The 26,058-nt window shown below is 42.6% G+C and carries 17 protein-coding genes; 10 read left to right on the plus strand and 7 right to left on the minus strand.

Annotated features, from left to right (window positions below; translation table 11 throughout):
* Window positions 1-137: 137 nt before the first annotated feature.
* Both Q0541_RS22675 and Q0541_RS22680 read right to left on the minus strand, forming a co-directional pair.
* Window positions 138-998: a fructosamine kinase family protein gene (locus tag Q0541_RS22675; protein WP_298915793.1), complete on the minus strand. Its 861-nt coding sequence runs from the start codon at window positions 996-998 to the stop codon at window positions 138-140.
* A gap of 260 nt (window positions 999-1,258) precedes the next feature.
* Complete coding sequence (locus Q0541_RS22680) at window positions 1,259-2,560, minus strand: pitrilysin family protein (RefSeq protein WP_298915706.1); 1,302 nt, start codon at window positions 2,558-2,560, stop codon at window positions 1,259-1,261.
* A 482-nt stretch (window positions 2,561-3,042) separates the two neighbouring features.
* Between Q0541_RS22680 and Q0541_RS22685 the strand changes: the two genes are divergently transcribed.
* Both Q0541_RS22685 and Q0541_RS22690 read left to right on the plus strand, forming a co-directional pair.
* The gene (locus tag Q0541_RS22685) at window positions 3,043-3,219 is read left to right on the plus strand and encodes a hypothetical protein (protein ID WP_298915710.1); all 177 of its coding nucleotides are present in this window, start codon (window positions 3,043-3,045) and stop codon (window positions 3,217-3,219) included.
* Between the two features lie 401 nt (window positions 3,220-3,620).
* Window positions 3,621-4,061, plus strand: a complete 441-nt coding sequence (locus Q0541_RS22690; RefSeq protein WP_298915714.1) for a response regulator — start codon at window positions 3,621-3,623, stop codon at window positions 4,059-4,061.
* Window positions 4,062-4,733: 672 nt separating this feature from the next.
* Here the strand turns inward: Q0541_RS22690 and Q0541_RS22695 are convergent.
* Window positions 4,734-4,916: a hypothetical protein gene (locus Q0541_RS22695; RefSeq protein WP_298915716.1), complete on the minus strand. Its 183-nt coding sequence runs from the start codon at window positions 4,914-4,916 to the stop codon at window positions 4,734-4,736.
* Between the two features lie 833 nt (window positions 4,917-5,749).
* Between Q0541_RS22695 and Q0541_RS22700 the strand changes: the two genes are divergently transcribed.
* Together Q0541_RS22700 and Q0541_RS22705 are read left to right on the plus strand one after the other, a co-directional pair.
* A complete protein-coding gene (locus Q0541_RS22700; protein ID WP_298915719.1) occupies window positions 5,750-9,970 on the plus strand; it encodes a chemotaxis protein CheB in 4,221 nt (1,406 codons plus the stop codon).
* An 862-nt stretch (window positions 9,971-10,832) separates the two neighbouring features.
* Window positions 10,833-11,045 (plus strand): hypothetical protein, encoded by a 213-nt coding sequence (locus Q0541_RS22705; protein ID WP_298915722.1) that lies wholly within the window; start codon window positions 10,833-10,835, stop codon window positions 11,043-11,045.
* Window positions 11,046-11,337: 292 nt separating this feature from the next.
* Here the strand turns inward: Q0541_RS22705 and Q0541_RS22710 are convergent, their stop codons facing one another.
* Both Q0541_RS22710 and ruvC read right to left on the minus strand, forming a co-directional pair.
* The gene (locus tag Q0541_RS22710; RefSeq protein WP_298915725.1) at window positions 11,338-13,650 is read right to left on the minus strand and encodes an NACHT domain-containing NTPase; all 2,313 of its coding nucleotides are present in this window, start codon (window positions 13,648-13,650) and stop codon (window positions 11,338-11,340) included.
* Window positions 13,651-14,210: 560 nt separating this feature from the next.
* On the minus strand, window positions 14,211-14,702 hold the full coding sequence (ruvC, locus tag Q0541_RS22715; RefSeq protein WP_298915728.1) for a crossover junction endodeoxyribonuclease RuvC: 492 nt from the start codon (window positions 14,700-14,702) through the stop codon (window positions 14,211-14,213).
* A 174-nt stretch (window positions 14,703-14,876) separates the two neighbouring features.
* On the opposite strand from ruvC, the gene Q0541_RS22720 reads away from it, so the two are divergent.
* The gene (locus Q0541_RS22720) at window positions 14,877-16,247 is read left to right on the plus strand and encodes a gluconeogenesis factor YvcK family protein (protein ID WP_298915731.1); all 1,371 of its coding nucleotides are present in this window, start codon (window positions 14,877-14,879) and stop codon (window positions 16,245-16,247) included.
* Window positions 16,248-16,339: 92 nt separating this feature from the next.
* Window positions 16,340-16,795, plus strand: coding sequence for a tRNA (adenosine(37)-N6)-threonylcarbamoyltransferase complex ATPase subunit type 1 TsaE (gene tsaE, locus Q0541_RS22725; RefSeq protein ID WP_298915734.1), 456 nt, complete (start codon window positions 16,340-16,342; stop codon window positions 16,793-16,795).
* A 529-nt stretch (window positions 16,796-17,324) separates the two neighbouring features.
* Here tsaE and Q0541_RS22730 read toward each other — a convergent pair.
* On the minus strand, window positions 17,325-18,500 hold the full coding sequence (locus Q0541_RS22730) for a patatin-like phospholipase family protein (RefSeq protein ID WP_298915737.1): 1,176 nt from the start codon (window positions 18,498-18,500) through the stop codon (window positions 17,325-17,327).
* Between the two features lie 561 nt (window positions 18,501-19,061).
* Window positions 19,062-20,381, minus strand: a complete 1,320-nt coding sequence (locus Q0541_RS22735) for a dihydroorotase (RefSeq protein WP_298915740.1) — start codon at window positions 20,379-20,381, stop codon at window positions 19,062-19,064.
* A 407-nt stretch (window positions 20,382-20,788) separates the two neighbouring features.
* Here Q0541_RS22735 and lepB point away from each other — a divergent pair, with 407 nt between their 5' ends.
* The 4 genes from lepB to Q0541_RS22755 all read left to right on the plus strand — a co-directional run bounded on the left by lepB (window position 20,789) and on the right by Q0541_RS22755 (window position 26,028).
* Window positions 20,789-21,430 carry a signal peptidase I gene (gene lepB / locus Q0541_RS22740; protein WP_298915744.1) on the plus strand — a complete coding sequence of 214 codons (642 nt, stop codon included), beginning with the start codon at window positions 20,789-20,791 and terminating at the stop codon, window positions 21,428-21,430.
* A gap of 314 nt (window positions 21,431-21,744) precedes the next feature.
* Window positions 21,745-22,527 (plus strand): MOSC N-terminal beta barrel domain-containing protein, encoded by a 783-nt coding sequence (locus Q0541_RS22745; protein WP_298915796.1) that lies wholly within the window; start codon window positions 21,745-21,747, stop codon window positions 22,525-22,527.
* 146 nt (window positions 22,528-22,673) lie between these two features.
* A complete protein-coding gene (gene ldpA / locus Q0541_RS22750) occupies window positions 22,674-23,903 on the plus strand; it encodes a circadian clock protein LdpA (protein ID WP_298915746.1) in 1,230 nt (409 codons plus the stop codon).
* Between the two features lie 391 nt (window positions 23,904-24,294).
* Entirely contained in the window at window positions 24,295-26,028 is a 1,734-nt protein-coding gene (locus Q0541_RS22755; protein ID WP_298915749.1) for a R3H domain-containing nucleic acid-binding protein, read from the plus strand.
* The last annotated feature ends 30 nt before the right edge of the window (window positions 26,029-26,058 follow it).

Raw genomic sequence — 26,058 nt, forward strand, 5'->3', positions numbered from 1 at the left:
ACAATGCAAGCTGATGCATTAACAATGCAAGCCGACGCATTAATAAAGCGGCCGATGCATTAACAATGCATCCCGACACATTGGCATTGTAGGGTATTGCTAAATTTAATTCGCTAGGAATTAATAAAATGCTGTACTTAGCGCAAAATCTGGTCAATCATCCGGTTCGCCTGGGAACCATAACTGCCCCCAAATAAATTGAAGTGATTCAAAATGTGATACAGGTTATAGAGCGTTTTTCTCTGCTCATAGCCTGCATCTAAAGGAAAGACTTCGTTGTAACCTTTGTAAAACGCTGCGGGGAATCCACCAAATAATTCTGTCATGGCAATATCAACTTCGCGATCGCCAAAATAAGTTGCTGGATCAAAAATCACGGGTTCTCCTAAAGCTGTACACCCAGCATTTCCGCCCCATAAATCGCCATGTACTAAAGAAGGTTGCACCTGGTGCGCCAATAGTTCCGGGATAGCTGCTAGTAATTTTTCTTGTTGAGGGAAATTTCCTCCCCGTCGCCTTGCCAACTGAAATTGATAACCCAGGCGATGTTTAATATAAAATTCTGCCCAGTCTACTGTCCAAGTATTGATTTGGGGCGTTGAACCAATGGTATTGTTTATTTTCCAACCAAAACCTTCACTACTGCTAGCTTGATGCATCGCCGCTAACTTGCGCCCCATCTCTTCCCACGAATTGCTGTTACTGCTACCAAGTTCTAACCATTCCAGCACGATGTAACTAGAATTTCCAGCTACACCCCAGCTTAGAGGTTTTGGGACGCGGATACTAGCCGTTGCTAGCATTTCCTTTAAACCCAATGCCTCAGCCTCAAACATCGCAACTTCGGATGCTTGATTAAGCTTGACGAAGTAGGTTATCTCACCATTGGAAACAGCATAACCTTGGTTGATGCACCCGCCACCAACCGATCGCCGTTGCTGACTCTGAAATTTTTCACCAGTCAGCTGGCTAATTTGAGCATCGATTTGAGTCCACATCATGCAATTTTGGATTTTAGATTTTGGATTTTGGATTAGTAACTGGGCGTTGGGAATTGGTTATTGGTTATTCTCTTCTTCCCCATACCCAACGGGAATTCAACAGACCTCTCCCTCCCAGCCTCCCTCTCCGAAGCGGAAAGGGAGGAGCAACACAAAAATCAGCTTTTTAAGCCTCTCGACCTTTCGGGGAGAGGTTTGGAGAGGGGTCAAAACAGTACTCATCGAATTCACGTATGCCCAATGCCCTATTTTCTAATTTACGGCTTGACGACAACTACACCATAAGCATTTGGGGAAAGATACTCTTTGGCTGCTTGCATCAAGTCAGTTGCATCTTGGCTCTGAATATAATCTGGGTAGTTAAAGGCGGGTTCTAAATCTCCTAGCAAGGACTGATAGTAACCATACAACCCAGAGCGCTCGCTTGGTGTTTCATTGCCAAATATAAATCTGTTAGCTACTCGCCGCCGCACACGGGCAATTTCTGATTCTGTGACTAACTCGGTTTGAACTTTGCGAATGTGTTGAGCGATCGCATCCTCTACTTCTGCTAAATTTTCCACTGCACATTTAGCTGAAATATAAAATGTCCCTTGCAACTGATTGCTCATATTGCTCACAGAAATTGAAGAAACCAATCCCCGTTCTTCTCGTAAATCCCTCACCAGTCTTGATGTCCGTCCGTGTCCCAAAATTCCTGCTAAAACATCCAGTCCATAGGTGCGATCTAACTGAGTCATTCCTGGAACCCGCCAAACCATCACTAGCCTTGCTTGCTGGAGACTATCATCTACAAATTCTCGACGGACAATTTCTGTAAATGGTAACTCAGGAGGCAGAGACGCGATTAATGCCGTCTGTACTGGTGAGCGAGGAGAGACGCGATTAATCGTGTCTGTACTGAGTTTTGTAAATCCTTCAGCAACGGTTGCAATTAATTCTTCCACAGGCAAATTGCCCACAGCTACAGCAGTAATTGACTGGGGTTGATACCAATTAGTATGAAAATCCCGCATCTGTTGGGGTTTAAGTTCGGCAATCACCGATTCCGGCCCCAATACCGCACGGCGATAAGGTAGCTCAGTATACGCTGTCTCCATCACCCGTCGAAATGTCCGTCGTTGGGGATTATCCTCTGAACGCCTAATTTCTTCTAAAACTACTAATCGCTCCCGTTCAAAAGCATCATCAGGAATACTAGCATTTGATACTACATCTATTTGTAGTGGAGCCAGCTCGGCAAAATCTTTGGGCGCAGTGGTTATATAGTAATGAGTATAGTCTTGGCTAGTAGCGGCATTGGTAACAGCACCCCGTTCTTCAATTCGCCGTTCAAACTCACCGCTAGCCAGCCGTTCTGTTCCCTTAAAAATCATATGCTCTAAAAAGTGAGCCATACCGTTAATGGCATCAGATTCTACCGCTGAACCAACTTTAATCCATACGTTGAGGTTCACAGCTTCAACTGGCATTTGCTCCGCTATGATTGTCAAACCATTGGGCAACTGATGCAGCGTTGGGGTATTAAGACGAGGAAATTTCCGTAGGGTTGAAGTCATTGCTACTTGTGTGAGGAGCTACGTTACCTCTTTATCTTATCCGTCACCGAAGAGACAAGGGAGCAGGGGGCAGGGGGAAAAAGAGTTTGAGCCTTGTTTACTTTTCTTCACACAGTTTGGTTTTATTGTACCGACTTACTTAGAATACAAGGTGCAAAAAGAGTTTCAGAGCAAATAAATTTATTTATGCCCAAAAGCAAAAATATTTATTTCGAGTGGAGAGTGCCACAATCAAAAATAATGCGTCTAAACCGCGTCCACCTTGAAAACTTGTAGTTCTTTCCGTGTGAAAACAAAAAACCCTCATCCCCCAGCCCCTTCTCCCAAATTTGGGAGAAGGGGAGCCGCAAAGAAGTCCCTCTCCCCCTACTTGGGAGAGGGATTTAGGGTGAGGGCAAAAACTACGGTTCTCAACATAGATGAGGTTTAAAAGGTTTTACTACGCAAAACCTATACCTCTGCGACTCAGGTGCAATCAGCAAATGCGTTGGCGTAGCGCGCCGCAGGCATCGCTAAATCAACAAATGCGATCACCGAATCAACAAATGCGATCACCGAATCAACAAATGCGATCGCCGAATCAACAAATGCGATCGCCGAATAAACAAATGCGATCGCCGAATAAACAAATGAAATCCCCGAATAAACAAATAATATAGCAGAATAAACAAATAATATAAACGAATAAAACCAACAGAAAAATTTAAATTTTTATATAATATTTATTGGTAAATTTATACAAATTATACAACTTATACGTTATTAAAACATTTATTCAAACATGAGCTTTAACAAAAGGATGTTATAGTCAAATCTGTTAATAAAAATTATGTTTAGTGGGACAAATAAATAGTTGGGCGATGCTGCCATGAAATAATATCTTTAGTATCCTAGTTGCTGCAATCAAAGCTGCTCAGGGAGTAGATATTTTCAAAGGTAATAGCCTGTTCAGCGTTTTTGTGCCTACTGGTGAGACGTTTATTGAACTTCAAGCAAGCACAATAGATGTACTGCTTAAGGAAATTCCAAGGCTCAAGAAAATCTCAATTTTGGAACTGAGATGGATTTAAATAATAGATTTCCTACTAATCCTTCATTTATTGAAGGGCTACGAGTACTTCTTGTAGATAATGATGTCAATTTCTGCAATTCGTTGACGCCGATGTTGCAATCCTATGGTGTGAAGGTGCAAACGGCATCTTTAGGAGAGCAAGCTCTGGAAATATTTGAGCAATGGCAACCTGATATCCTCTTGAATGGTATTTCCTCGCCAAAGGAGGATGGCTATGCTCTGATTCAACAAGTAAGAACACTTACAGGAGAACGTGGCAAAGTAGTACCAGCGATCGCTCTGACAGGCACTGTAACTGAAGATATGTATCAACATGCTCTCTTAGCTGGGTTTAGTCTATGCTTTGCTAAACCCATAGTTATTAATGATTTCGTTGCTGTGCTTGGCATTTTAGCAATTACCAATAATCTTCATTCGTGCTCATGCTAACTAGCTCTAATTAATGTTTTAGATATAGTAGTCTAAGTTTTGATAAGTAATGATCTGGGTCATTTATTGGTGGGTATCATTATTTTGGAAATGCTACTAATGAACTTGATAAACGATAGGACTAATTTTATGACTTATAAAATGTCTGTTTTCAGTCAATTAGTTTTGCTTTTGAGTAGCGGAATTCTTGGTATTGGATTTATTCTAATTTCCTACTTCTTAGCAGTAATTTGGATTTAGAAAACTTAAATTTTTTCTAACTTATCCTTGGAGATATTAAATGAAAAAATAAAATTGCTAAATACCTAAAGTATTTGAGTTTGAGTAGTTCTGAAATGTTGACTATGTAAATCTTAAAAAGCTCAAGTTAATTGTCCTCTCCGCTATAGGACTGATATTTGATTTTTGAAATATACGTAGGGTGCGTTATGCCAAAGGCTAACGCACCACCTCTAATTCTAGGTGCCGTACTCTCGCCGATAACACACCCTACTAAATACCTAAAGTATTTGAATTTGAAAGGTAGTTGTGAAATGTTGATTCTGTACATATTAAAAAGCTCAAGTTAATTGTCCTCTCTGCTATTTGTAAAAAATTTAGAGAGTAGCAGGTTTGTTCATGTCCATGTTTATTTCAATTTCTTCAATGCTTTAGTTCTTATATCAGGTTCGCTTAAATACTTATAATATCTGTAGATTGGGGAGCCACTGCGCCCTTCTCCCAAAGGCGATAGCGTTCGCGCAGCGTCTCGTAGAGAGCGTCTGCGGTTTCCCGACAACTAAGCAAGTGGCGTTTGAGGAACGTAGAACCAAAGGGGCTTCCCGCAGAATAACCCAACATTTGTTTCAAGTTCATGTTAGGTTTCACTGCCGTACCCCTACGGGGATCTTGCTACAACCCAACTTACATTGATATATCTTATTTATAAATAAGTAATCACCCAAACTTGATATTACACTGATTGTTGATAAGGCTTTGAAGAATTCAGAAGTCAAAATACAAGAGCAAAGCCAAAGACGCTCCGCCTCCTGTCAGAATGCGATCAGTGGAGGATTCAGACCCGCCACTACGAAAGCTGACCACCAAATAGAAAATTTGGTGAGGAACTTAAACCCGTTTATTCATCTACGCTTGTACTACAAATTCAATTCTGTTAGCGTAGCAGGGTGCAGCCCATTCTGGCGACTGACTCGTGAATTATTTCTTGTTAATATTGTAAGTTAGTACCACTTATATTGAGAGCTTTACCCTTAGAAAAATCGGTTTATGCTAAAAGGCGAACTTTTTGGCAATATCTCAACCAATGATTTGCATTTCCCCAACTTGGGCTAAGAGAGTAAAAACAAGGTGTAGGGATAAAATATAATATAATACTACTATGTTGTAGAAGGTTTGCTAGTTTCTCTAATTGCTTGATACTTTACAAATAAACAACCTGTGTTTTCCAAGTTGGTTATCTTACCACTTTCTTAATGCATAAAAGAAGAGAATTTCATATTGCTCAAGCTTATGCTAAAGCGAAAATCGAGAAAATGACAACTATCCGTGATTTGAGAGCTTAATTCATCGAATGAGCCTTAAGTTATTGAATTTATACTCCAACTCTTAATAAATACTGGGCAAGTAAGTAAACTGACCCAAAATATAAACCTTAGCTGCCAAACCATTGCAGTACTAAATTTCATCCTATGACATCTGATCAACCCTCTGAGCAAACTGCATCTGAATCTGCCGCTAATGAACCGTTGGACGTAAAGCAGCTTGAGAATATAAATGCTTTATTTCCCATCGTAGGCATTGCCGCCTCTGCGGGTGGATTAGAGGCATTTATGCAGTTACTCAAGCATTTGCTTACCGATACAGGAATGGCATTTGTGCTGATTCAACACTTAGACCCTAACCACAGGAGTCTGTTAAGCGAGATTCTGGCGAGAGTAACTCAAATGCCTGTCAAGGAAGTGCAATCCGGGGTGACTGTAGAACCAAACCAAGTCTACATCATTCCGCCTAATACTAAGATGATCTTGTCTGGTGGGGTGTTGCAACTGATGCCGCGAGAGAAAGTTCATGGGAAATATATGCCTGCTGATGCGTTCTTTAGTTCATTGGCAACGGAGCAAGGGCGCAAAGCGATCGCAGTGGTATTATCTGGAGCGGATGGAGACGGTTCACTAGGACTGAAGGCAATTAAGGCAGCCGGAGGTGTGACTTTTGCTCAGTGTGAAGACACGGCCAAATTCGATAGTATGCCCAATACCGCTGTTGCCACAGGGAATGTCGATTTTGTGCTACCGCCTGGAAAAATTGCCGAGGAACTGGCAAACCTCAGTCGTAGTCCTTTTATTTCTAACTCACAGCCGCTGATAACGCCTGAGAAATTGCCCGAAGTGGGAGATGCCCTGGCGACTATTTTTGCGTTATTGCGATCGGCACTTGGCGTTGACTTCAGCCACTACAAACCCAATACGCTTGATCGCCGAATCCAGCGGCGAATGCTGTTGTACAAACTAGAACGATTAGAGGATTATACCCTGTATCTACAAGAGAATCCGGCTGAAGTCAGAGCGCTCTATGAAGAAATTCTGATCCACGTCACCTATTTTTTCCGCGACACCGAAGTATTTCAACAGTTGAAAGAGCGAGTCTTTCCCACGATCATGCTCTCCAAGCCGGCATTGCCGATTCGGATTTGGGTGGCAGGGTGTTCGACAGGCGAGGAGGTCTATTCGATCGCCATCTCCTTGCTGGAGTTTTTGTCGCATAAATTAACCTCGCCGCCGATCCAGATTTTTGCCACAGACATCAGCGAGATGGCAATTGACAAAGCCAGATCCGGCATTTATGCAGAAAATCAAATGGTGGAAGTCTCACCAGAGCGCCGCCGCAGATTCTTTAATACTCTTGAGGGCGGTAGATATCAAATTAACAAAGCTGTCCGCGACCTGTGTGTGTTTGCTCGACAAGACTTGGGCAGTGACCCCCCTTTTTCCAACTTAGATTTAATTAGCTGTCGGAATGTACTGATTTATTTAGACGAAACGTTGCAAAAACGGATACTGCCCATCTTTCATTACAGTCTCAAGCCAACTGGCTTTTTACTGCTAGGGACTTCAGAAAGCATAGGTAAATATTCGGAGTTGTTTACTGTGATTGACAAAAGGCATAAAATCTATGCCAAGAAGCTAACCGCAAATCGTCCAATTCTTTCGTTCGTTACCAGCAATTATCCGATCGCAAAACTGGACGAACCTCAACCTGGGAATTCAAATCCATCGGATGAGTTTGACTTAGAGAAAAAAACTGACCAACTGATCTTGAGTCGCTATGCCCCAGTAGGTGTGGTGATCAACGACAATATGGAGGTGCTGCAATTTAGGGGAGAAATCGATCTCTACCTCAAACTTGCACCTGGCAAACCAAGTCTCAACTTATTCCAAATGGTGCGCTCCGGCTTGCTCGTCGAGCTACGCACCACAATTTATCAGGCACAACAGCAAAAAATTATAGTTAGAAGGGAAGGGTTACGGATTGAAGAGAGTGAGCTTTCAAAAATCGTCAATCTTGAGGTGATTCCATTCAAGCCTAAGACTGACGAAGAACTCTACTTTCTGGTTTTATTTGAACAAGCTCCACCCACGGTTAACAACCTTAGCTCTTTTAATCGTGAGAGCCCAGAGCAGCCAGACTTAGAGCGTGAGATTGTTCGGCTTAAGCAGGAACTTGCAACCGCCAAGCAAGAGCAGGCTGCGACTCAAGACTATCTGCAAGCGCTAATCCAAGAGCAGGAGCATATCAATCAAGACCTGAAAGTTGCCAATGAAGAAATCCTCTCTAGTAATGAAGAGTTGCAAAGCACCAATGAGGAGCTAGAAACTGCCAAAGAAGAGATTCAGGCAACCAACGAAGAACTCAACACAACCAATGAAGAACTTCGCTTTCGAAATCTGGAATTACACCAAGTCAACAACGATCTGACGAATTTGCTGGCCAGTATCAATATCCCAATTTTGATATTGACTTCGGACTTACGCATTCGACGTTTTACGCCAATGGGGCAACGGCTTTTCAATTTAATTCCCGCCGATGCTGGACGACCCTTGAGCGACATCAGAACGAATCTCGATATTCCTGACTTAGAACCTCTAATTTTAGATGTGCTTGACACACTCAGCATCAAAGAATTAGAAGTCCAAACTCTAGGGGGACATTGGTACAACCTCCGCATCCGTCCTTATCGCACCATAGAAAACCAGATTGACGGTGTAGTGTTGGTGTTAATAGATATTGATGTTCTCAAACGCAGTGCAGCAACCTTAGAACAAGCCCGGAATTACGCTGAAGGGATTGTGGAGACAGTACAAATACCGTTAATCGTGCTTGATTCTGATTTGCGGGTGAACAAAGCCAATCGCTCGTTTTATGAAACGTTTCAAGTTTCACCATCACAGACAGCGCAATCTTTAATTTTTGAACTAGGCAACGGTCAGTGGAACCTGCCCGGACTGCGATCGCTCTTAGAAGACATTCTCACCAATGATACCAGTATTGACAACTTGCAGATAGAGCATCTTTTTGAGCGGATTGGGCAAAAAACTATGCTGCTCAATGGTTGGAAAATTATTCAACAGGGAGATGCTCAAATGATTTTGCTGGCGATTGAAGATATCACCGAGCGCAAGCAATTTGAGGTAGAGCGATCAAATCTTCTAGCACAAGAGCAGTCAGCTCGTCAACAGGCCCAAATTGCCAACCGAGCTAAAGATGAATTCCTGTCGAACCTTTCCCATGAACTTCGTAACCCGCTCAATATTATACTGGGCTGGGCGCAACTCTGGCGCACCCGGGAACTAGATCAAGCAGCAATCACTCGTGCCTGGGAAGTGGTGGAGCGGAGTGCTAGGGTGCAAGCTCAGTTAATTGATGATATGCTGGATGTTTCACGGATTACGAGTGGAAAGCTTCATTTAAACACTCGTCTAATTGATCTAGTTTCAGTAGTGGATGTCGCCATCGAGTCTGTCAAATTGTCCGCAGAGGCGAAAAGCATTCAAATTCTTTCACAGTTGAACTCGGCGACGGTTATCGGAGATTTTGATCGCTTACAGCAAGTTCTATGGAATTTATTTTCTAACGCGATTAAGTTCACTCCAGTCGGTGGGCGAGTGGAAATCACCCTCGAACCTGTAGATACTCACGCCCAGATTCAAGTCAGTGACACAGGAATTGGCATTTCGGCAGACTTGCTGCCGTATGTGTTTGAGCGCTTCCGCCAAGGAAATTCTAGCAGCAGCAAAGCAATTCAGGGACTTGGATTGGGCTTGTCAATTGTCCGTCATCTTATAGAACTTCACGGTGGAACAGTTCAAGCGCAAAGTCCAGGCGAGGGACAAGGAACCATGATTACCGTTAGGCTGCCTCTGCGCTCAATGCCACCGGAAATTATACCGCCAACTTATTTAGAGCCGACCATTTTGTCAGGGATGGACACATTAAATGGTAAAAATCCATCCCTTACCCTTGAAGGGCTGTGCATCCTAGCTGTAGATGATCAAGCAGACAGCCGCGACTTAATCAAGTGGATGTTAGAAGACTTCGGGGCTGAAGTAGTGGTTGTGACATCGGCAAGGGAAGCGATCGCTGCTCTAACTGAATCTCCTGATAGATATAATCTGCTTCTAGCAGATATTGGGATGCCAGAGGAAGATGGTTACTCCTTGATTCGTCAGGTGAGAGCGCTTGACGCCTCTGCGGAGGGACAAATTCCAGCAGTGGCAATCACTGCCTATGTCAGCGAACAAGGGCAGCAAATGGCAATTGATGCTGGTTTCCAAATGCATATAGCTAAACCGATTGACCCGACTCAATTGGTATTGATGATTGCAAACTTGTGTGGACTCCGAGCCAGATGAATGAGTGGATGTACCGCTGACTCAGTTGACAAATTGAGCCGGAAAATTTTTAGTAAGTAGGCGATCGTCAGCAATTTTATTTACTAAAACTACACTAGAAACAATACGCTTGGGTTAGAGCTAAAAACCTGATTTTGCGTAGATGGGTTTCGTTCCTCAACCCAACCTACAATTATCCTTAAACCAAGCATATTGCACTAGACAACCTCATTGTATAAATTTTTAGTTGAGCTTTTAATAGTGCTTTAAACAAGAGTTTTTCTCCTGAAAAACAACACCTTAAAGTAGCAATTTGGAATATTTTTAATCTGAAATATCTCAATATGACGAGTGTAATTGACATAAAAACACCAGAATTTTGTTTATAGCGGTTTGCAGTTGAGTCCAATACAGACCTAACCCCCAACCCCTTCCCTGCTAGCGTTGGGGAGTAAGATTCAAAGCCTCTCTCTTCTTAGGAGAGAGGTCAAAACTGTACTGCACCAAAATGAGAACCGCTATATATAGTCGGCAGATAAACTATCTAATCATTACAGTCATAACGGCGGATTCTACAATCAATCTGTTGCTAGCAATTAGCTTGACCAGAAAGAAAAAGGTACAAGCCCCTAAATTTCTTTATGGGGTTGTTACTTTTGACTTTTGACTTTTGATTTTTGACTTCCCCAAAGGGGCTGACATGCTGTTGTCAAAAATCATGTTGAAGCAAACGTTTCAATTACGTATGAATTGTATAATTTGCCCCTAAAACATTCAAAAGTTATAGATAATATTTGACATTTTTACTTAAAAAGATACAAAATATATTTGATTTTTTATCCTAAAACAGAAAGTATGAACTATGAATTGAGGAATCAAAAGCATGATTGCAACCTTCATGAAAGTACCTAAGTTTCGCAATACTCAATGGGTGAGCTTTGTTGGTGGAGAAGGGATTGTACGCAGCTACACACCTGAATCTGGCACATGGACGTATCTCATTGAGATGGCATTAGGGCTAGAGCCTGACTTTGGCAGAGTTGGTGCAGAAACGATGATATTCCTCAATGAGGCAGATTTGCGGCATAAAATCTGATTTAACCAGGACTTACGCAAAATCATGAAAAAACGAACCGCAAAGGACGCAAAGGACAAGAAGGAATAAGGTTTCAGAGAGTTATTGCGTAAGTCCTATTAACAAGTAGTGGGGCTTTAAGTCCCCTGTCTCTACTGGCAGCAGGTTTTGTGACGGGGATTTAGACCCCGACACAAAACGTAATTGCGTTAGCATTCGCGCAGCGATAGCGCAGCGTTAGCGAGGAACGAGCGTCGGAACGAGCGTCATTAAGAAAAAGCGAATTGCGAATTGTTTTAACCTAAGTTGATTCTCACAATCCCTGCCATTCTCGCTGAGAGAGTTCTTTTATCGGCAAGAACAAACTAGCTTCAATCTCCTGCCGCACAACGTCTGTTACCTGACAGTTGCTATTGAGGCAATCGATAAGCAACTGATTGGCATAGTAATATTGTTGCAATACTTGCTGTTGCTCAGGACTGAAGTGCCAGTGATGCTCAATGTTTCGATGCTTGGCGATCACCGCCTTTAACTGCTCCAGCCAGGCAGGGAAACTTTTTTGCCACCATGTCTGAAACCTTTCTTTACTTTGTTTTGGATCGGGCAGTAGGTCTTTAAGTTGTTGTAAAGCTTGATGTAAGTCAGCATCTTGAACAATCGCTAAAGCATTACTCAAAGCATAGTCGCAGACTAGGGCATTGCCAAAATTAGATTTGCTGTCAATAGTGCATTCCATTACTAGCTTGTCCAATGCCGCATCCAAAAAAATACTCTGATCAAGGATGCAGGCAAGAGCAAAGGGTGGGGTAATAAGGTGAGGAGTCCTAGCTAGGGCAAGGTAAAACGCCCGAATTGCAGCAGGCTGGGGGGGAGCGACAAGGGACTTTTGGCTTGCCCAAGTTAAGAATTTTTGCAAATATGGATCTTCAGCCACTAGCGCATCAACTTGTTGCTTCATCAACTGTACCAGGAAATCTGCACTCCGCAGCATGGCAACCGTTAACAAAAAGATTTCACGCCACCGGGGTTCAGTAATATGACTCACCAGACGTTCTAAGGGTTGTTCTAAGGGTTGTAAATTATGACTGGCAACGATTTGTCGAGCAGTCAGGTATTCTTGAAACGTCAAATAAGAGAAGGAAAAAATCCCCCGCACTCGTTCTGCCAGTAATCCATGTTGCAACTCTATTGCCTTAAATACCCCTTCACTATCTAATTGCAATTCCTCTGGTTCTGTCGAAGCATTCGGCAAATCACGGATATAGTCGCCAATGTATTGCTCAACAATGCGTTGTTCAAAAAAGTAATTACCCTGCTCAAATGTGGCGCTTGCAATTTGACTTAGCAACTTCAGCTTTTGTGGTAATAAAAAACCTTGGTACACTTCATCCCGCTCAATTGCTTTAGTTGCGTCCCATTTGACCAGCAAAAGGTCTAAACATTGCTTATAAAACGCAGCTTTTTGGATTGGGAATTTGTTCTGCTGGTCAAAAACCCAGCAAGCGAGGTGCAAAAATAAAGGGTTGACGACAAGTCTCCGAAATTGTAAGTTTTCGGGCAAATCTAGTTTCAGGGTAAACTCAACTGCCTGTTCATGCCTCTGGTGGACATTCGTTTTTGTGAGTGCTCTAAACCACTTATGAGCAAAGGCAACAATTTGCTCAGAGGTAAATGGGGCAATTTCGACATCTGTGAAGCGTCTGAGGCTGGAAGCTTTAGCCCCCGTGCGGCAAGTCACGACAAACATATTCTTTTGGTACTTTTCAGAGAGTCTGCGAATCTCGTTGACGACAGCGTTGCTGTATTGCTCGAGTACTTCATCTAATCCATCCAGCAACAGCAACACTCTGCCTTCCAACAACAAAGTTTCAACCACAGATGCATCTGAAATCCCAGAGGTGAGGAATTCCTTGCAAATATAGTTGAGTAAATGGAATTCTCCTGCTTCTCTAGATTCGTCTGCAAAATCCCTTAAGGTAACAAAAATGGTCACCCGATTTGCGGCAAATCTACCTCGGTTGCATTGAATCGCTAGATATTGCAAAAAGGTAGTTTTACCTGCTCCTGGTTTTCCCAACACCCGCAGCTTTGAATAAGTTTCAACTGCATTAATACCCGCGATTTGTGTCTGGGATACCTCACCTAAGCCAAAGCGATCAAATTCTTTTGACGTAAAATTTTGCAAGTCATCAAACTCTAGCCACTGAAGGTTTGCAATCTCCTCCAAAATGTTAACATCGATGTAAATGTCGTCGATTCTAACAGGGCGACTAATATCTAATAACTGCAAAGTGCCGCACTGGTCTTCAATTTTCTCAAAGCGTTGCGATCGCACTTGTTGTACTAGAGCATCAATATCTAAAAATTCAGCACCAAGTTCTTTTGATTCAGTAAATTCTTCTGGAGGATTAGCCGCAATCTCCCGCCAGTTCAACGACAACACCGAACAAATTTCTATAAAGATATGACGCTCAACCGGACGCCCAGTAAAAAACCGCCAAATTGGTTGGCGAGTCTTTAAGTTGACTTCAAAAGCCAAATTGTCTTGTGTCCAGCCCTTATGAGCGAACGCTTTTTTGGCTTCTTGAATCCCACTTTCTGATCCTTGGAGCGATCGCTTGACCATAGGAGCTTACACACATCAAATAAGAATTATTCAATTTGACATTATTGCAACATCTCGTTTCGGAACTACTTAGAAACTGAGTAAGCTATTTTTAAATGCTAATGATTTATTTAAAGCATCTTCAGCCAATATCGTGTGATGGCATTTGTCTCAGTACATTATGGAATTTTACGTGTTTTTTATAACCTAATATTTTGTGCCGGAGAAAGTTTTTGTATATCTAGTAGCTCTAGCGCTGTGGCAAGTCTAAAATTTCTCTACGATTGAGTACTCATAATTATTGTACCACTTCTGTACGCTTGAATATACTTGTGTATAAAGCTATAGCAATTCGATTTGATTTTTGAAAAAAACGCTGAATAAACGGTGAAACACAATACCAAATTTTAAATTTGGTGCAAAACAATCAGTGTCGAGTCTGAATCTCTCACTGATAGCGTAACGGTAGCGAGTCCACGTTCGCTTTTAGCGTCTCGTAGAGAGCGTCTTGATTTTGACGAATGTATTCTAATTTAAAAAGTTTATTGTTCATTTAAGAACTTTATTGTTTGTATATACACTTACAACTGATACGAAGCCGTCAAAGCTACTGCCAAAGCATCCGCAGCATCATCAGGCTTGGGAATTTCATCTAAATCCAACTCCCGCGCCACCGCCTCTTGCACATCTAACTTATCAGCATTACCATAGCCTGTTAAAGCTTGCTTAATTTGAGCCGGAGTAAACTCTACGTAGGGAAGACGACGCTGCCCTAACACTAAAATGAGTACACCCCGCGCCTGTGCTACCAGGATTGTACTTGACATCCGATAGAAGAATAGTTTCTCGATCGCTACTAAATCTGGTTTAAATTCCTCCATCAGGGTATGTAAATCATCAAACAAGGTACATAGGCGCTGTCCCATTTCTACATCTGCTGACGTTTTGATCACCCCAAAATCCAGCATATTTACTGTACTCTCTTGCACTTTGTTGGGAATTTGTGTGCAGGTAATTACCCCAAATCCTAAAATTGCCAGTCCTGGATCTAATCCTAAAATTCGTTTTTCCATTAAATTCACTTTTACCAAGCCAGGGTATTGTTTAACTAGGAATACTGGCAATCTTCACGACTTGCTCTTAGTCTAAAGGAATTGACAAATATAATAGTTCCACGCCTGGTGTTTAAAACCAAGTGGTGTACATTTTCTGTTAATTATTGTTTGTAGCACTGCTCCAAATCAGGTATGTCAATTGGTTTTCTCAGACAAGCCCTCAACGCCCTGCAAAAGCAGTCGCGCTCTCGTACTTCCTATCGGGTTAATCAGTGGTTCAAATGGTTATCCCCTGGACTATCGGTAAAACGTTGGTTGTTGATCAGTGTTGGGGGTGTACTGCTAACGAGTTTGGGGTTAGCTATTTGGATTAAGCTGACCCCAATTTTTTGGATGATCGAGTTGTTTAAGAATTTTCTGGGAGTAATCACCAACTTCTTACCCAACTATATCAGTGGGCCTTTGGTGCTGCTTGGCGGCTTGCTGTTAGTGCTTTGGGGGCAAACTCGCACTGTAAGCTCAATTACTAAGGTATTAAGAGCAGAAGGCGGAGAAGAACTTATCGATGTCTTGCTGGCACATCATCGATTGTACCGAGGCCCGAAAATAGTGGTAATTGGTGGGGGTACGGGACTTTCTACGTTGTTGAGGGGACTGAAAACCTATAGCGCTAATATTACTGCTATTGTGACTGTAGCCGATGATGGTGGATCTTCTGGGCGGTTGCGTCAAGAATTTGGAGTACTACCACCAGGGGATATTCGCAATTGTTTGGCTGCACTAGCAGATGAAGAAAAGTTATTAACAGAATTGTTTCAATACCGCTTTCGGGCTGGAGATGGGTTGACGGGTCACAGTTTTGGCAATTTGTTTTTAACGGCAATGAGCGATATTACTGGAGATTTAGAACAAGCAGTTGCAGCCAGTTCCAAAGTGCTAGCGGTACGGGGACAAGTACTACCAGCAACTCTCAGTGATGTTCGCCTTTGGGCAGAATTAGCCGATGGTCGCCGCATTGATGGGGAGTCTAGCATTCCCAAAGCTGGCGGTAAAATTGTCAAAATTGGCTGTATTCCAGCTAATCCCCCAGCAGTCCCAGCAGCTATTAAGGCACTTAAAGAAGCTGATTACATCATTATTGGCCCAGGTAGTCTTTATACTAGCCTGATTCCTAATTTACTAGTACCAGAAATTGCCGATGCGATCGCTCAAACAAATGTCCCCCGTATTTATATCTGCAATATAATGACTCAACCAGGTGAAACCGAAGGCTACACTGTTGCCGATCACATCAGAGCAATTGATGCTGCTTGTGGGCAAAGACGGCTATTCGATGCTGTGCTAATACATAAAAAACCCCCCTCGGAGCAATCACTCATCCGCTACGCCCAACAAAACTCCCATCCCGTTTTCCTGGATAGAGAAGCCGTAACTCAGCTAGGGCGAAGGATTGTTCCAGCTAATGTTTTGTATGAAGATGAAACGGGTTTTGTCCGTCACAATCCACAGAAACTAGCACAAGTGTTGTTGCGGTGGTACGGTAGAGCTCATCATGGAAGATGAGTTAATAGTCCAAAGTTCATAGTGAGCTAGCTCTTGACTCTTAACCGGAGGCAACGCAAGTCTCCGGCTTTGCTCTTGACTCTTGACTAATTATGAAAATCTTTCTTGCAGATACAGAGGCGATGCTACGCTTAGGTATTACTCTCAGTGAATCCCTAACTCCTGGCAGTGTAATTTTACTAGAAGGTGATTTAGGTGCTGGAAAAACTACCCTAGTTCAAGGTATTGGCAAGGGTTTGGGAATCACTGAACCTATTGTCAGTCCCACTTTTACCCTGATTAATGAGTACACGGAAGGACGCCTCCCCCTTTACCATCTAGATCTATATCGCTTAGAACCACAAGAAGTTGCAGCCCTGAATTTAGAAAGTTACTGGGAAGGTGTTGAGGTCATACCAGGAATTGTGGCAGTTGAATGGGCGGAACGATTACCCTACAAGCCAGATAGTTATCTAAGTGTGAGTTTGACTTATGGGCATGGGGGTACACGTCAAGTCGAACTTATACCATTCAATTGTACCATTAGCGAAGTCATTGCCGCGATTTAAGCTCATCTCCCGACTTAAATACGGGGGATTTCACTTTTTTGATCATAACACTAGAAAATTTCTGCAAATAGTCGAGGGAGAACTCCCCACTCGTCCTATCTGCCACTACCACGCTCACCATTGTAAATTACTAACATTGTTATCTCAACCAAAAATAAATGAAATAATTGTTCAACAGCAGATATTTTGCAATCAGGTTCAGTTAAAAGCAATCTGGATTATTTAGCAGCGAAAGCTAAAAGAGAAAAGTTAAACAACAATCAAGTTCTGTATAATTTGTCTAACTTTCCTTACACTTAGTATTCCCAAGCTAGATTCAAAATATATACAAATAAAGAAATTATTTGAGAAATTTTTAAATTATTTTAAATAAGTTTAACTAGCAAATGATTTTTATGTTCACATCTGTAATTAGCACTGATGTCAAAAACAATTAAAATAAAATATCTCGTGTTTCTACATAATTATCGTAGAAACACGAGATATTTTCTCCTAAATTATTTGAGGTTAATATGCCTACGTGGATGCACTAGTTATCTCTAATGAAAGAAGCGATCGCCTTTTTCACCTGAGAACCGGAGTCGTCTCTGGTATAGTACGTAAGACCTTTATCAATGAATGCAGAGGTAGTATCTATTAACTGCTGAAGAATCTCCGAACTAGCGTTATCTATTTCTTCAGTGACTTTTTGCCCTGTAAATCGGTTTTTCCGATCTTCTGGAGGTAATACAATCCGAGGATCTTTATAAGTCTCTTTTGGCTTGGGTTTAAATGTCTCATTTAAGTCAAACTGAAGCCGTAAGTAACGTTTAGAATCGTATCCACCCATGATTTGTCGGCAAATCGTACTACCAATCTCAGATGTAGGTTCCATAAAGATATTAGAAATATGTTGTACCCAGTCTAAGCCTCTCCATTTGCTTATTTGCTCATATTGATATGGTTCACCAGTTTGACCTGTACCAATAGAAAGGATAGAAATATCTTCCAATCGCAGATTATCAAGTTTATATTTTTGCTTAATTGTTGGAGAAACTGAAGACTGACTGATCCTCATAACTAGACTCAAAGCTGCAAGAGAGGGGTTATTAGCAGAAACTCCTCCATCAATGTGTGGGAATTCCCAATCACCAAATTTTTCTTTATCTACAGGTTCTAATTTATATGGTGGAAAAAAAGTGGGAGCTGAGGCAGAAGCGGTACATATCTCCCATAAATAACAGTCATCGTACCATCTGTCTCCTAGATCGGGATGACAATTTGTAAAAAAGGTTGTATTACGATATAGCGTATCGTAAGCAAGAATCAAGATAATAGGTTTTTCAATATCCTTTATTCTTGTGGATTTATACGCATCTTTGAGGGCACTAATAATTCCATCATGAGAATATTTAGGTGCTGAAAATACATCAATAATTGATTTGATGATAGACGGCAAGTTTTTATAGCGTTCTTTTCTATCTGGCGGAAATATATCTTTACCTCTATCTCTATACAGTTTAATCAGTTCATCACTCTCCTTTCCTATAGCAATCCCTCCTGCTAATATTGAACCGGTAGAAGTGCCAGCAATCAGGTCAAAGTATTCGTGTAAAAAGTTTCCTTTCCCCTGATTTCTTATTTCTTGTTCTACTTGTTGAAGTATTCGTGCTGTAATGACTCCACGAATACCGCCACCGTCTAAAGCCAAAATTTTGAAGGACATAAGCAATTCTCCTTAATTATTTCTAGGTTCCATTATCTTGTTTAGCTCTCGAAAATCCCTCAACCCATTGCAGTTGCTTTCATAGCAGATTCTCCTTTGAAGTACAACAAGGGAAGGAACTCTCGAAAGTTCTGACAGAATTCTTTTGCAATGCACTGCTTTCCAAAGGAAAAGGGGCTATTTTCCTCCATTTACTTTTTAGAGAGGGGGTAAATGGAAGTGGGGGTCTTCTGATCTGAACTGTATTGAGAGTGGCCGCGGGTACAGAAACTGTTTTTTACCTAAATAAATTCAAGGTTTCAAGTCGCAATTTCGGATAAAGCGACAAGTTAATTAATTAAGCAAGGTTTAGTACTTTGTCAAGCTAGTTTTGAGGGTTTGTAGTAAGCACTTTAATACTTAGAAAATAAGCACTAAAGTCCTAACTACGAACTTGCTTACCCATCAATTTAAACTTGACAGACTACTAACCTTAACTCTGGTAGATGAAAATCTTGCCAGTTAAAGTATGACTTTGATGTATAATTATTTATCTATTACGTAAGCTTAAATAAATATTTGCTATAAGAAAGTTAAAGCTTGACCCCGGACTTGCGTATTTACCTGGCCTTTATCATAAACTATCTCACCACCGACAATGGTGGTTGTAGCCCAGCCGGTGAGGTTCCAGCCTTCAAAGGGACTCCAACGGCACTTAGTTAAAAGTTCCTCGCGCCGGACTGGACGGTATGTGTTTAAATCTACAAGCACTAAATCAGCATCGTAACCAGGTGCGATCGCTCCTTTATTGGGAATACCATAGGCCACAGCTACAGCTTTAGACATCCAGTTGACAACTTGAGCAACAGTACACTTTCCCTCGATCGCCGCAGTTAACATTAAAGCTAGGGAAGTTTCCACCCCAGGCATTCCCGAAGGACTATTGGGGTATTCTTGAGCTTTTTCTTCTAAAGTGTGCGGCGCGTGATCTGTAGCGACGAAATCAATCACGCCATCGCGCAAAGCTTGCCAGAGAACTTCGTTATCGTGGGGCGATCGCAAAGGTGGATTCATCTGTGCTAATGTACCAATCTTCTCATAAGCACTAGTATTCAACAACAAATGCTGTGGTGTCACCTCTGCTGTTACCCAACTAGGTTTCTCCTGACGCAGCAAATCTGCTTCCTCGGCAGTTGACATGTGCAGAATATGCAGACGACGTTGATATTTTTGAGAAAGTTTTAATGCCAGTTGGGTTGCAAGCATTGCCGCTTGATTATCTTGAATTTGCGAGTGAACAGCTGGATCGTGAATGTTGGCAAATTCTTGGCGTCGTTGGTTGATTCTAGCTTGGTCTTCGGCATGAACGGCAATCAAGCGTGAGCCTTTAGCAAATATCGCCGAGAGTGCTGTTTCGCCATCAACCAGCAACTGACCATGCATCGACCCCATGAAAATCTTAATTCCTGGTGTTGGCTTTGCCAAAAGCAAATCTGGAAGATTCTCTGGTGTTGCCCCAATAAAAAAGCCATAATTAACCAAGCACTTGTGGGAGGCACGTTCTAGCTTTTCGTCTAAAGCCTGCTGTGTCGTCGTCAGGGGGCGCGTATTGGGCATTTCTAAAAAAGAAGTGACTCCACCTTTAGCACAGGCACAACTGGCGGTGAATAAATCTTCCTTATGTTCTAGTCCAGGTTCCCGGAAATGCACCTGCGGATCGATAACTCCTGGCAACAAAGTTAACCCTTGTGCGTCAATTTCAGTGGCTAGTGCTGTTTGGGAGATTTCTGGGGCAACTTCGACTATTTGGCGATCGCGCGTCAACACATCCCCAATCATCAGTTCACCATTGGGTAGAATTATGCGAGCGCGGCGAATCAGTAAATTTTGTGGGGATGACATAGAGTTAACTTTGTTCAGACAGGGAGCTATGTATTACAGAGAACCATGCTTTTAGATTAAACTTATTCGCGCTCGGAGTAACCAATTTTTGCTGTGTGTTAAAAAAAAGTTTATTTTTAATTTATGAAGAAGCCCGTCAATCAATTTTAGATTTTAGATTTAGGATTTTGTATTGACTGTACCCTAGAAGGGATGCGGCTTGGGGATTTTACATTGGTTTCACCCATCAAAGGCGAGTCATGATCCATAAGAGACACCCCCAATCCCAAATCTCAAATCCACAATCTAAAATTGGTAGTCAAGATGCGAACATGATTAGGAAATTAAAGTTTTCCCGTTAAGATTAACAAATAAAGTCTCACTAGGCGAGTTAATTACCTACATCTTTCGTTCAGTTAAGTAATTTCATGCAAAATCAAGTGCCTGATAACAATTCTAGTCAACAACCTGATAATTCTTGGATCGCAGAGCTAGGTAGAACAATTGTATTGAGCATTGTTCTAGCTCTGGGAATTCGTACATTTGTTGCTGAAGCACGCTGGATTCCTTCTGGATCGATGGAACCTACTCTGCATGGTACGCCAAACCAGTGGGAGGCAGACAAAATCATTGTCGATAAGTTGAAATATAAATTTGCTGACCCGCAGAGGGGAGATATAGTAGTATTCTCGCCTACACAAGAACTACAAAAAGAACAATACCAGGATGCTTTTATTAAACGGGTAATTGGCTTACCTGGAGAAAAAGTACAACTTAGAGATGGCAAAGTCTATATCAACAACAAACCCCTCTCAGAAGCCAATTACCTCAGTTCTGGGCAGAGTACAGTAATTGATGTTTGCCAATCAGGGCCACAGCCACCTTTTTTGGCGAAACTCCAGACTATACCAGCCGATTCATACTTAGTATTAGGTGACAATCGTAACAATAGTTATGATGGCCGCTGCTGGGGTGTTGTCCCCCGCCAGAATATTATTGGACGGGCTGTAGTTCGCTTCTGGCCTCTAAATCATGTTGGAGGAATAGATAAATCGCCACTATATCCATAAATTAATATTACTAAGGAACGTGGATTAAATAAAATGCAAAACTTCATCCTCTATCTTGCTTCCCTCTCCAATATATCGGAGAGGGATTGAGGGTGAGATAAGTCAGGGACATAAATTGTATGTTATTTAATTCTTATTCCTAAGGTGGATAAGTAACAAAAGAATTTTAGATTGGTACTGCTAAATCACCAATCTTTAATCTAAAATTTGTCTTGAAAAGTTTACTACGGAGGGACTTGTTACAACGCTCTTAACCCGCGCAACGCAGTGGTCCTTACAACTTTTTGCAAAATCTAAAATCCAAAATTGCTATGATGCCTTACCTAGCCAAGATTTTAGTGTATCCAGTTAAGTCACTGGATGGTGTTGAAGTTGAAAACGCTGAAGTTCTTGCCAGTGGCGCACTACAGTATGACCGTGAGTTTGCCATTTTTGACGAACAGGGTAAATTTGTCAATGCCAAGCGTCATGCTAAAATCCATTTACTAAGGGCGCAATTTGCACTCTTCAATAGAACTATCTCGCTACAAATTCCAGGCGGCGACTCACAACAAATTTTTCATCTAGATGACGAACGGCAAGCGCTAGAAGCAACTTTGAGCGATTTTTTTGGGTTTGCTGTCACATTGAGGCAAAACTCTCTGATGGGCTTTCCTGACGATACATCTGCACCAGGTTCAACAGTAATTAGTACAGCAACGTTGGCAGAGGTAGCTTCTTGGTTTCCCGGTTTAAGTGTAGATGAAATGCGCCGTCGGATGCGTGCCAACATTGAGATTGATGGTGTACCAGCATTTTGGGAAGATCAGCTATTTAGTGAACAAGGTGATTTATTTTCCTTTCAAGTGGGAGATGTCCACTTTTTTGGGGTTAAGCCATGTCAGCGTTGTATAGTCCCAACACGCGATTCTTACTTAGGGGAAGCTTACCCAAACTTTCAAAAAATCTTTGCGAACCAGCGGCAAGCAACTTTGCCAGATTGGGTTGCTTCATCGCCTTTTAATCACTTTTACAGATTGAGTGTCAATACCCAATTACCCCCATCGTCAGCCGGAAAAATTTTACAAATCGGCGATGAGGTTAACATACTTCCATAATAAAATTAACATTTATTTGAAATAAAAAATACAAAGTAAATTTTTTTGTTTTATCATTTATTTGCGTGAAAATTTTAAAATTGTTGTAGTTAAATATAGATTTTTGTACAAGTTGAGAGCTTTTGAAACCAGAACATCAAGTAAGTGTGACTGATCTATTCGCCCCTTTACAATCTCTCAAACAAGGTGACTGGTTCAAGCTGATCTGCGGAGCTAGCTTCCAGCATTTGTCGGCAGTCAGAAATTTAACGTTAGCCTATACTTTGGCGGGCGCTGACTGTATAGATGTTGCAGCTGATCCGGCGGTAATTGCAGCGGCGCAAGCAGCGCTACAAGTAGCCAGAACTCTTGCTAGAGATGCCCAAAAGCGAGGCTTTGACTACAAAGGCAATTCACCCTTTTTGATGGTCAGCCTGAACGATGGAGAAGACCCCCATTTTCGGAAAGCAGAATTTAATCCTACAGAGTGTCCTACAGATTGCCCAAGACCCTGTGAACGGATTTGTCCGGCACAAGCAATCATATTTAACAATAAAAAAGAAGACTTTTCGGGAGTAGTATCCCAAAAGTGCTATGGCTGCGGTCGTTGCATACCAATTTGTCCATATGGTATAATTTATACATCTTCATATGTGACAACGCCGGGAGCGATCGCGCCATTGATAATGTCAACGGGAGTAGATGCCCTAGAAATCCATACACAAGTAGGGCGGTTAGCAGAATTTCAGCGATTGTGGCAAGCAATTTCACCGTGGGCCGACCAATTAAAGGTACTAGCCATCAGCTGTCCCGATGGCGATGGGATGACAGACTACCTAAAAGCAGTATATGACCTGATTGCCCCACTCAAGAGTGCTTTAATATGGCAAACCGACGGTCGCCCCATGAGCGGCGATATTGGCGATGGCACTACAATAGCCGCGGTGAAATTAGGGCAAAAAGTTTTGGCAGCTAAATTACCGGGATATGTGCAGTTAGCAGGCGGCACTAATAGCTATACCGTTGCTAAGTTAAAGGCAATGGGACTGCTAAACGATTTTAGATTGCCGATTTTAGATTTTGGATTAGAAGACGCCAATCCCCAATCTGAAATCCAAAATCGCTCGACTGAGCGCTCATGCCGTACCCCTACGGGGAAGCAAGCTAGGCGTAGCGTTCCGCAGGAAAGTCCAAAATCCAAAATTGCCGGGGTCGCCTACGGTAGCTACGCGCGTGTACTGCTGTCACCGATTCTCGATCAATTAGAGAATAAGGAGGTAAGTAACACCAATATTAAGGTGACTGTTCGCTTAGAAGAAGATGACGGATTACTTTGGCAAGCTGTAGAACTTGCCCATTCTCTCGTTTCCCAGATCAAGTCACAGCAGGAGCGATAGGATCAAGAGAACTTACTCAACCTGCACAAGGCTAAAATGCAGCTTGAGATAGCTATCGCACTGCTAAATCAGTAAATCAGTTTACAACCGTAACGCACCTAGTCTTCGACCCTAAAAAGGTTGGTTTTTTTTGTAGGTTCCACGTAGTGAAAGTTCTTAGACTATTACTTCAACAACTTTAGAGATATAAGATAGAGGTATGCTTTTGTCCCTCATTCCCCGATAGGTTGAGAGAGTGAGCATTTGTTAAGCATAAACACTGAGTGTCGAGTTATACTAATAATTGATGCTCGTATAGTCAAGGTAGGGAGTTTGAGCATGAAGTGAGCGCTTGAGAACAGTTAAAGGCTGAAAGTATTCATTTGCTGTTGTTTCCGTCACCATATAAAGCATGACGATTACAGACGATCTCCAAAAGTTATTAGACATTTTGCCCCAAGATTTGCAACAAGTACTAGAGAGTCATCCCAAACGAGATAGTTTAGTAGAAGTGGTTTTGGATTTGGGTCGTCGCCCAGAGGCTCGCTTTCCCAATCAAGCTGAGTATCTGAGCGAAGTACCCGTTACTCAAGAACAGATAGATGATTGCATTCAACGAGTCGGAATCTTTGGCGGAGATAATCGGGCAGGAATTGAGCAAACTTTGCATCGGATCAGCGCCATCCGCAATCGCACGGGTAAGATTATTGGCTTGACCTGTCGCGTTGGTCGGGCGGTATTCGGAACCATTGGCATGATCCGCGATTTGGTAGAAACTGGTAAATCGATTCTCATGCTGGGGCGTCCAGGCGTGGGCAAAACTACTGCCTTACGGGAAATTGCCCGTGTTTTGGCGGATGAACTGGATAAGCGAGTGGTGATTATTGACACCTCTAACGAAATAGCTGGGGATGGTGATGTTGCCCACCCCGCCATTGGTCGCGCTAGGCGGATGCAAGTGGCTCATCCAGAACAACAGCATCAGGTGATGATTGAGGCAGTGGAAAACCATATGCCAGAAGTCATTGTCATTGATGAAATTGGCACGGAACTGGAAGCTTTAGCGGCTCGTACCATTGCTGAACGGGGTGTACAGTTGGTAGGTACTGCCCACGGGAATCAGATAGAAAATCTAATTAAAAACCCCACCCTTGCTGATTTAGTTGGAGGTATCCAAGCTGTAACACTGGGAGACGACGAAGCCAGACGCCGGGGTTCTCAAAAAACTGTTTTGGAGCGGAAAGCGCCTCCTACCTTCGAGATTGCTGTGGAAATGTTGGAACGGCAACGCTGGACAGTACACGAAAGTGTTGCTGACACAGTGGATAATCTGCTGCGGGGGCGTCAGCCTACCCCACAAACGAGAACCGTTGATGACCACGGCAAAGTCGGGGTTACAAGGCAGTTAGCCGTTGTCAACGGTCGCGCTGGACAGCTAGCGACAGTGGAGGAATCTTTCCCACCGGCGCGACCGTCTAATGGCTGGCGTTCATCTGGGCAAATGGTAGCACTGCCGCAATTACCAGTAGAGCGGGTGACTGGGCGGAGTGAGTTTGACCGTTTGCTGGATGAATCCTTCAATTATTCGGAGAGCATTGATTTAGGTGCTGCTACCAGACAGCCAGGGCCTAATGGTGAAGATTTGCCACTGCATGTTTACCCCTATGGCGTCAGCCGCCACCAACTAGAACAGGTAATCAGCGTGCTAACTTTACCTGTGGTATTGACAAAAGACATAGATAGTGCTGATGCAATTTTAGCACTGCGATCGCACGTCAAAAACCACGCCAAATTACGCCAAATGGCCAAAGCCCGTCATGTACCCATCCACATGATTAAGTCCAGCACCATTCCCCAAATTACCCGTGGTTTGCGGCGGTTGCTGAACATGGACGACCCAGAAATGGCTGATGACCGCGAACTGCAACTGTTTTTGCACAGTGGTAGTGATGATGAGATGGATGCTCTTGAAGAAGCCAGACTTGCTGTTGAGCAAATTGTGATTCCTAAAGGACAGCCAGTCGAGTTATTGCCGCGTTCTCCGCAAGTCCGCAAAATGCAACATGAGTTGGTAGAACATTATCGCCTCAAGTCGCATAGTTTTGGTGAAGAACCAAATAGAAGATTGCGGATTTATCCGGCGTAACCTCTACCCCTAACCCCTCTCCGAAACGGA

Origin of the sequence: uncultured Nostoc sp. (assembly GCF_937863485.1) — a bacterium.
GTDB lineage: Bacteria > Cyanobacteriota > Cyanobacteriia > Cyanobacteriales > Nostocaceae > Nostoc.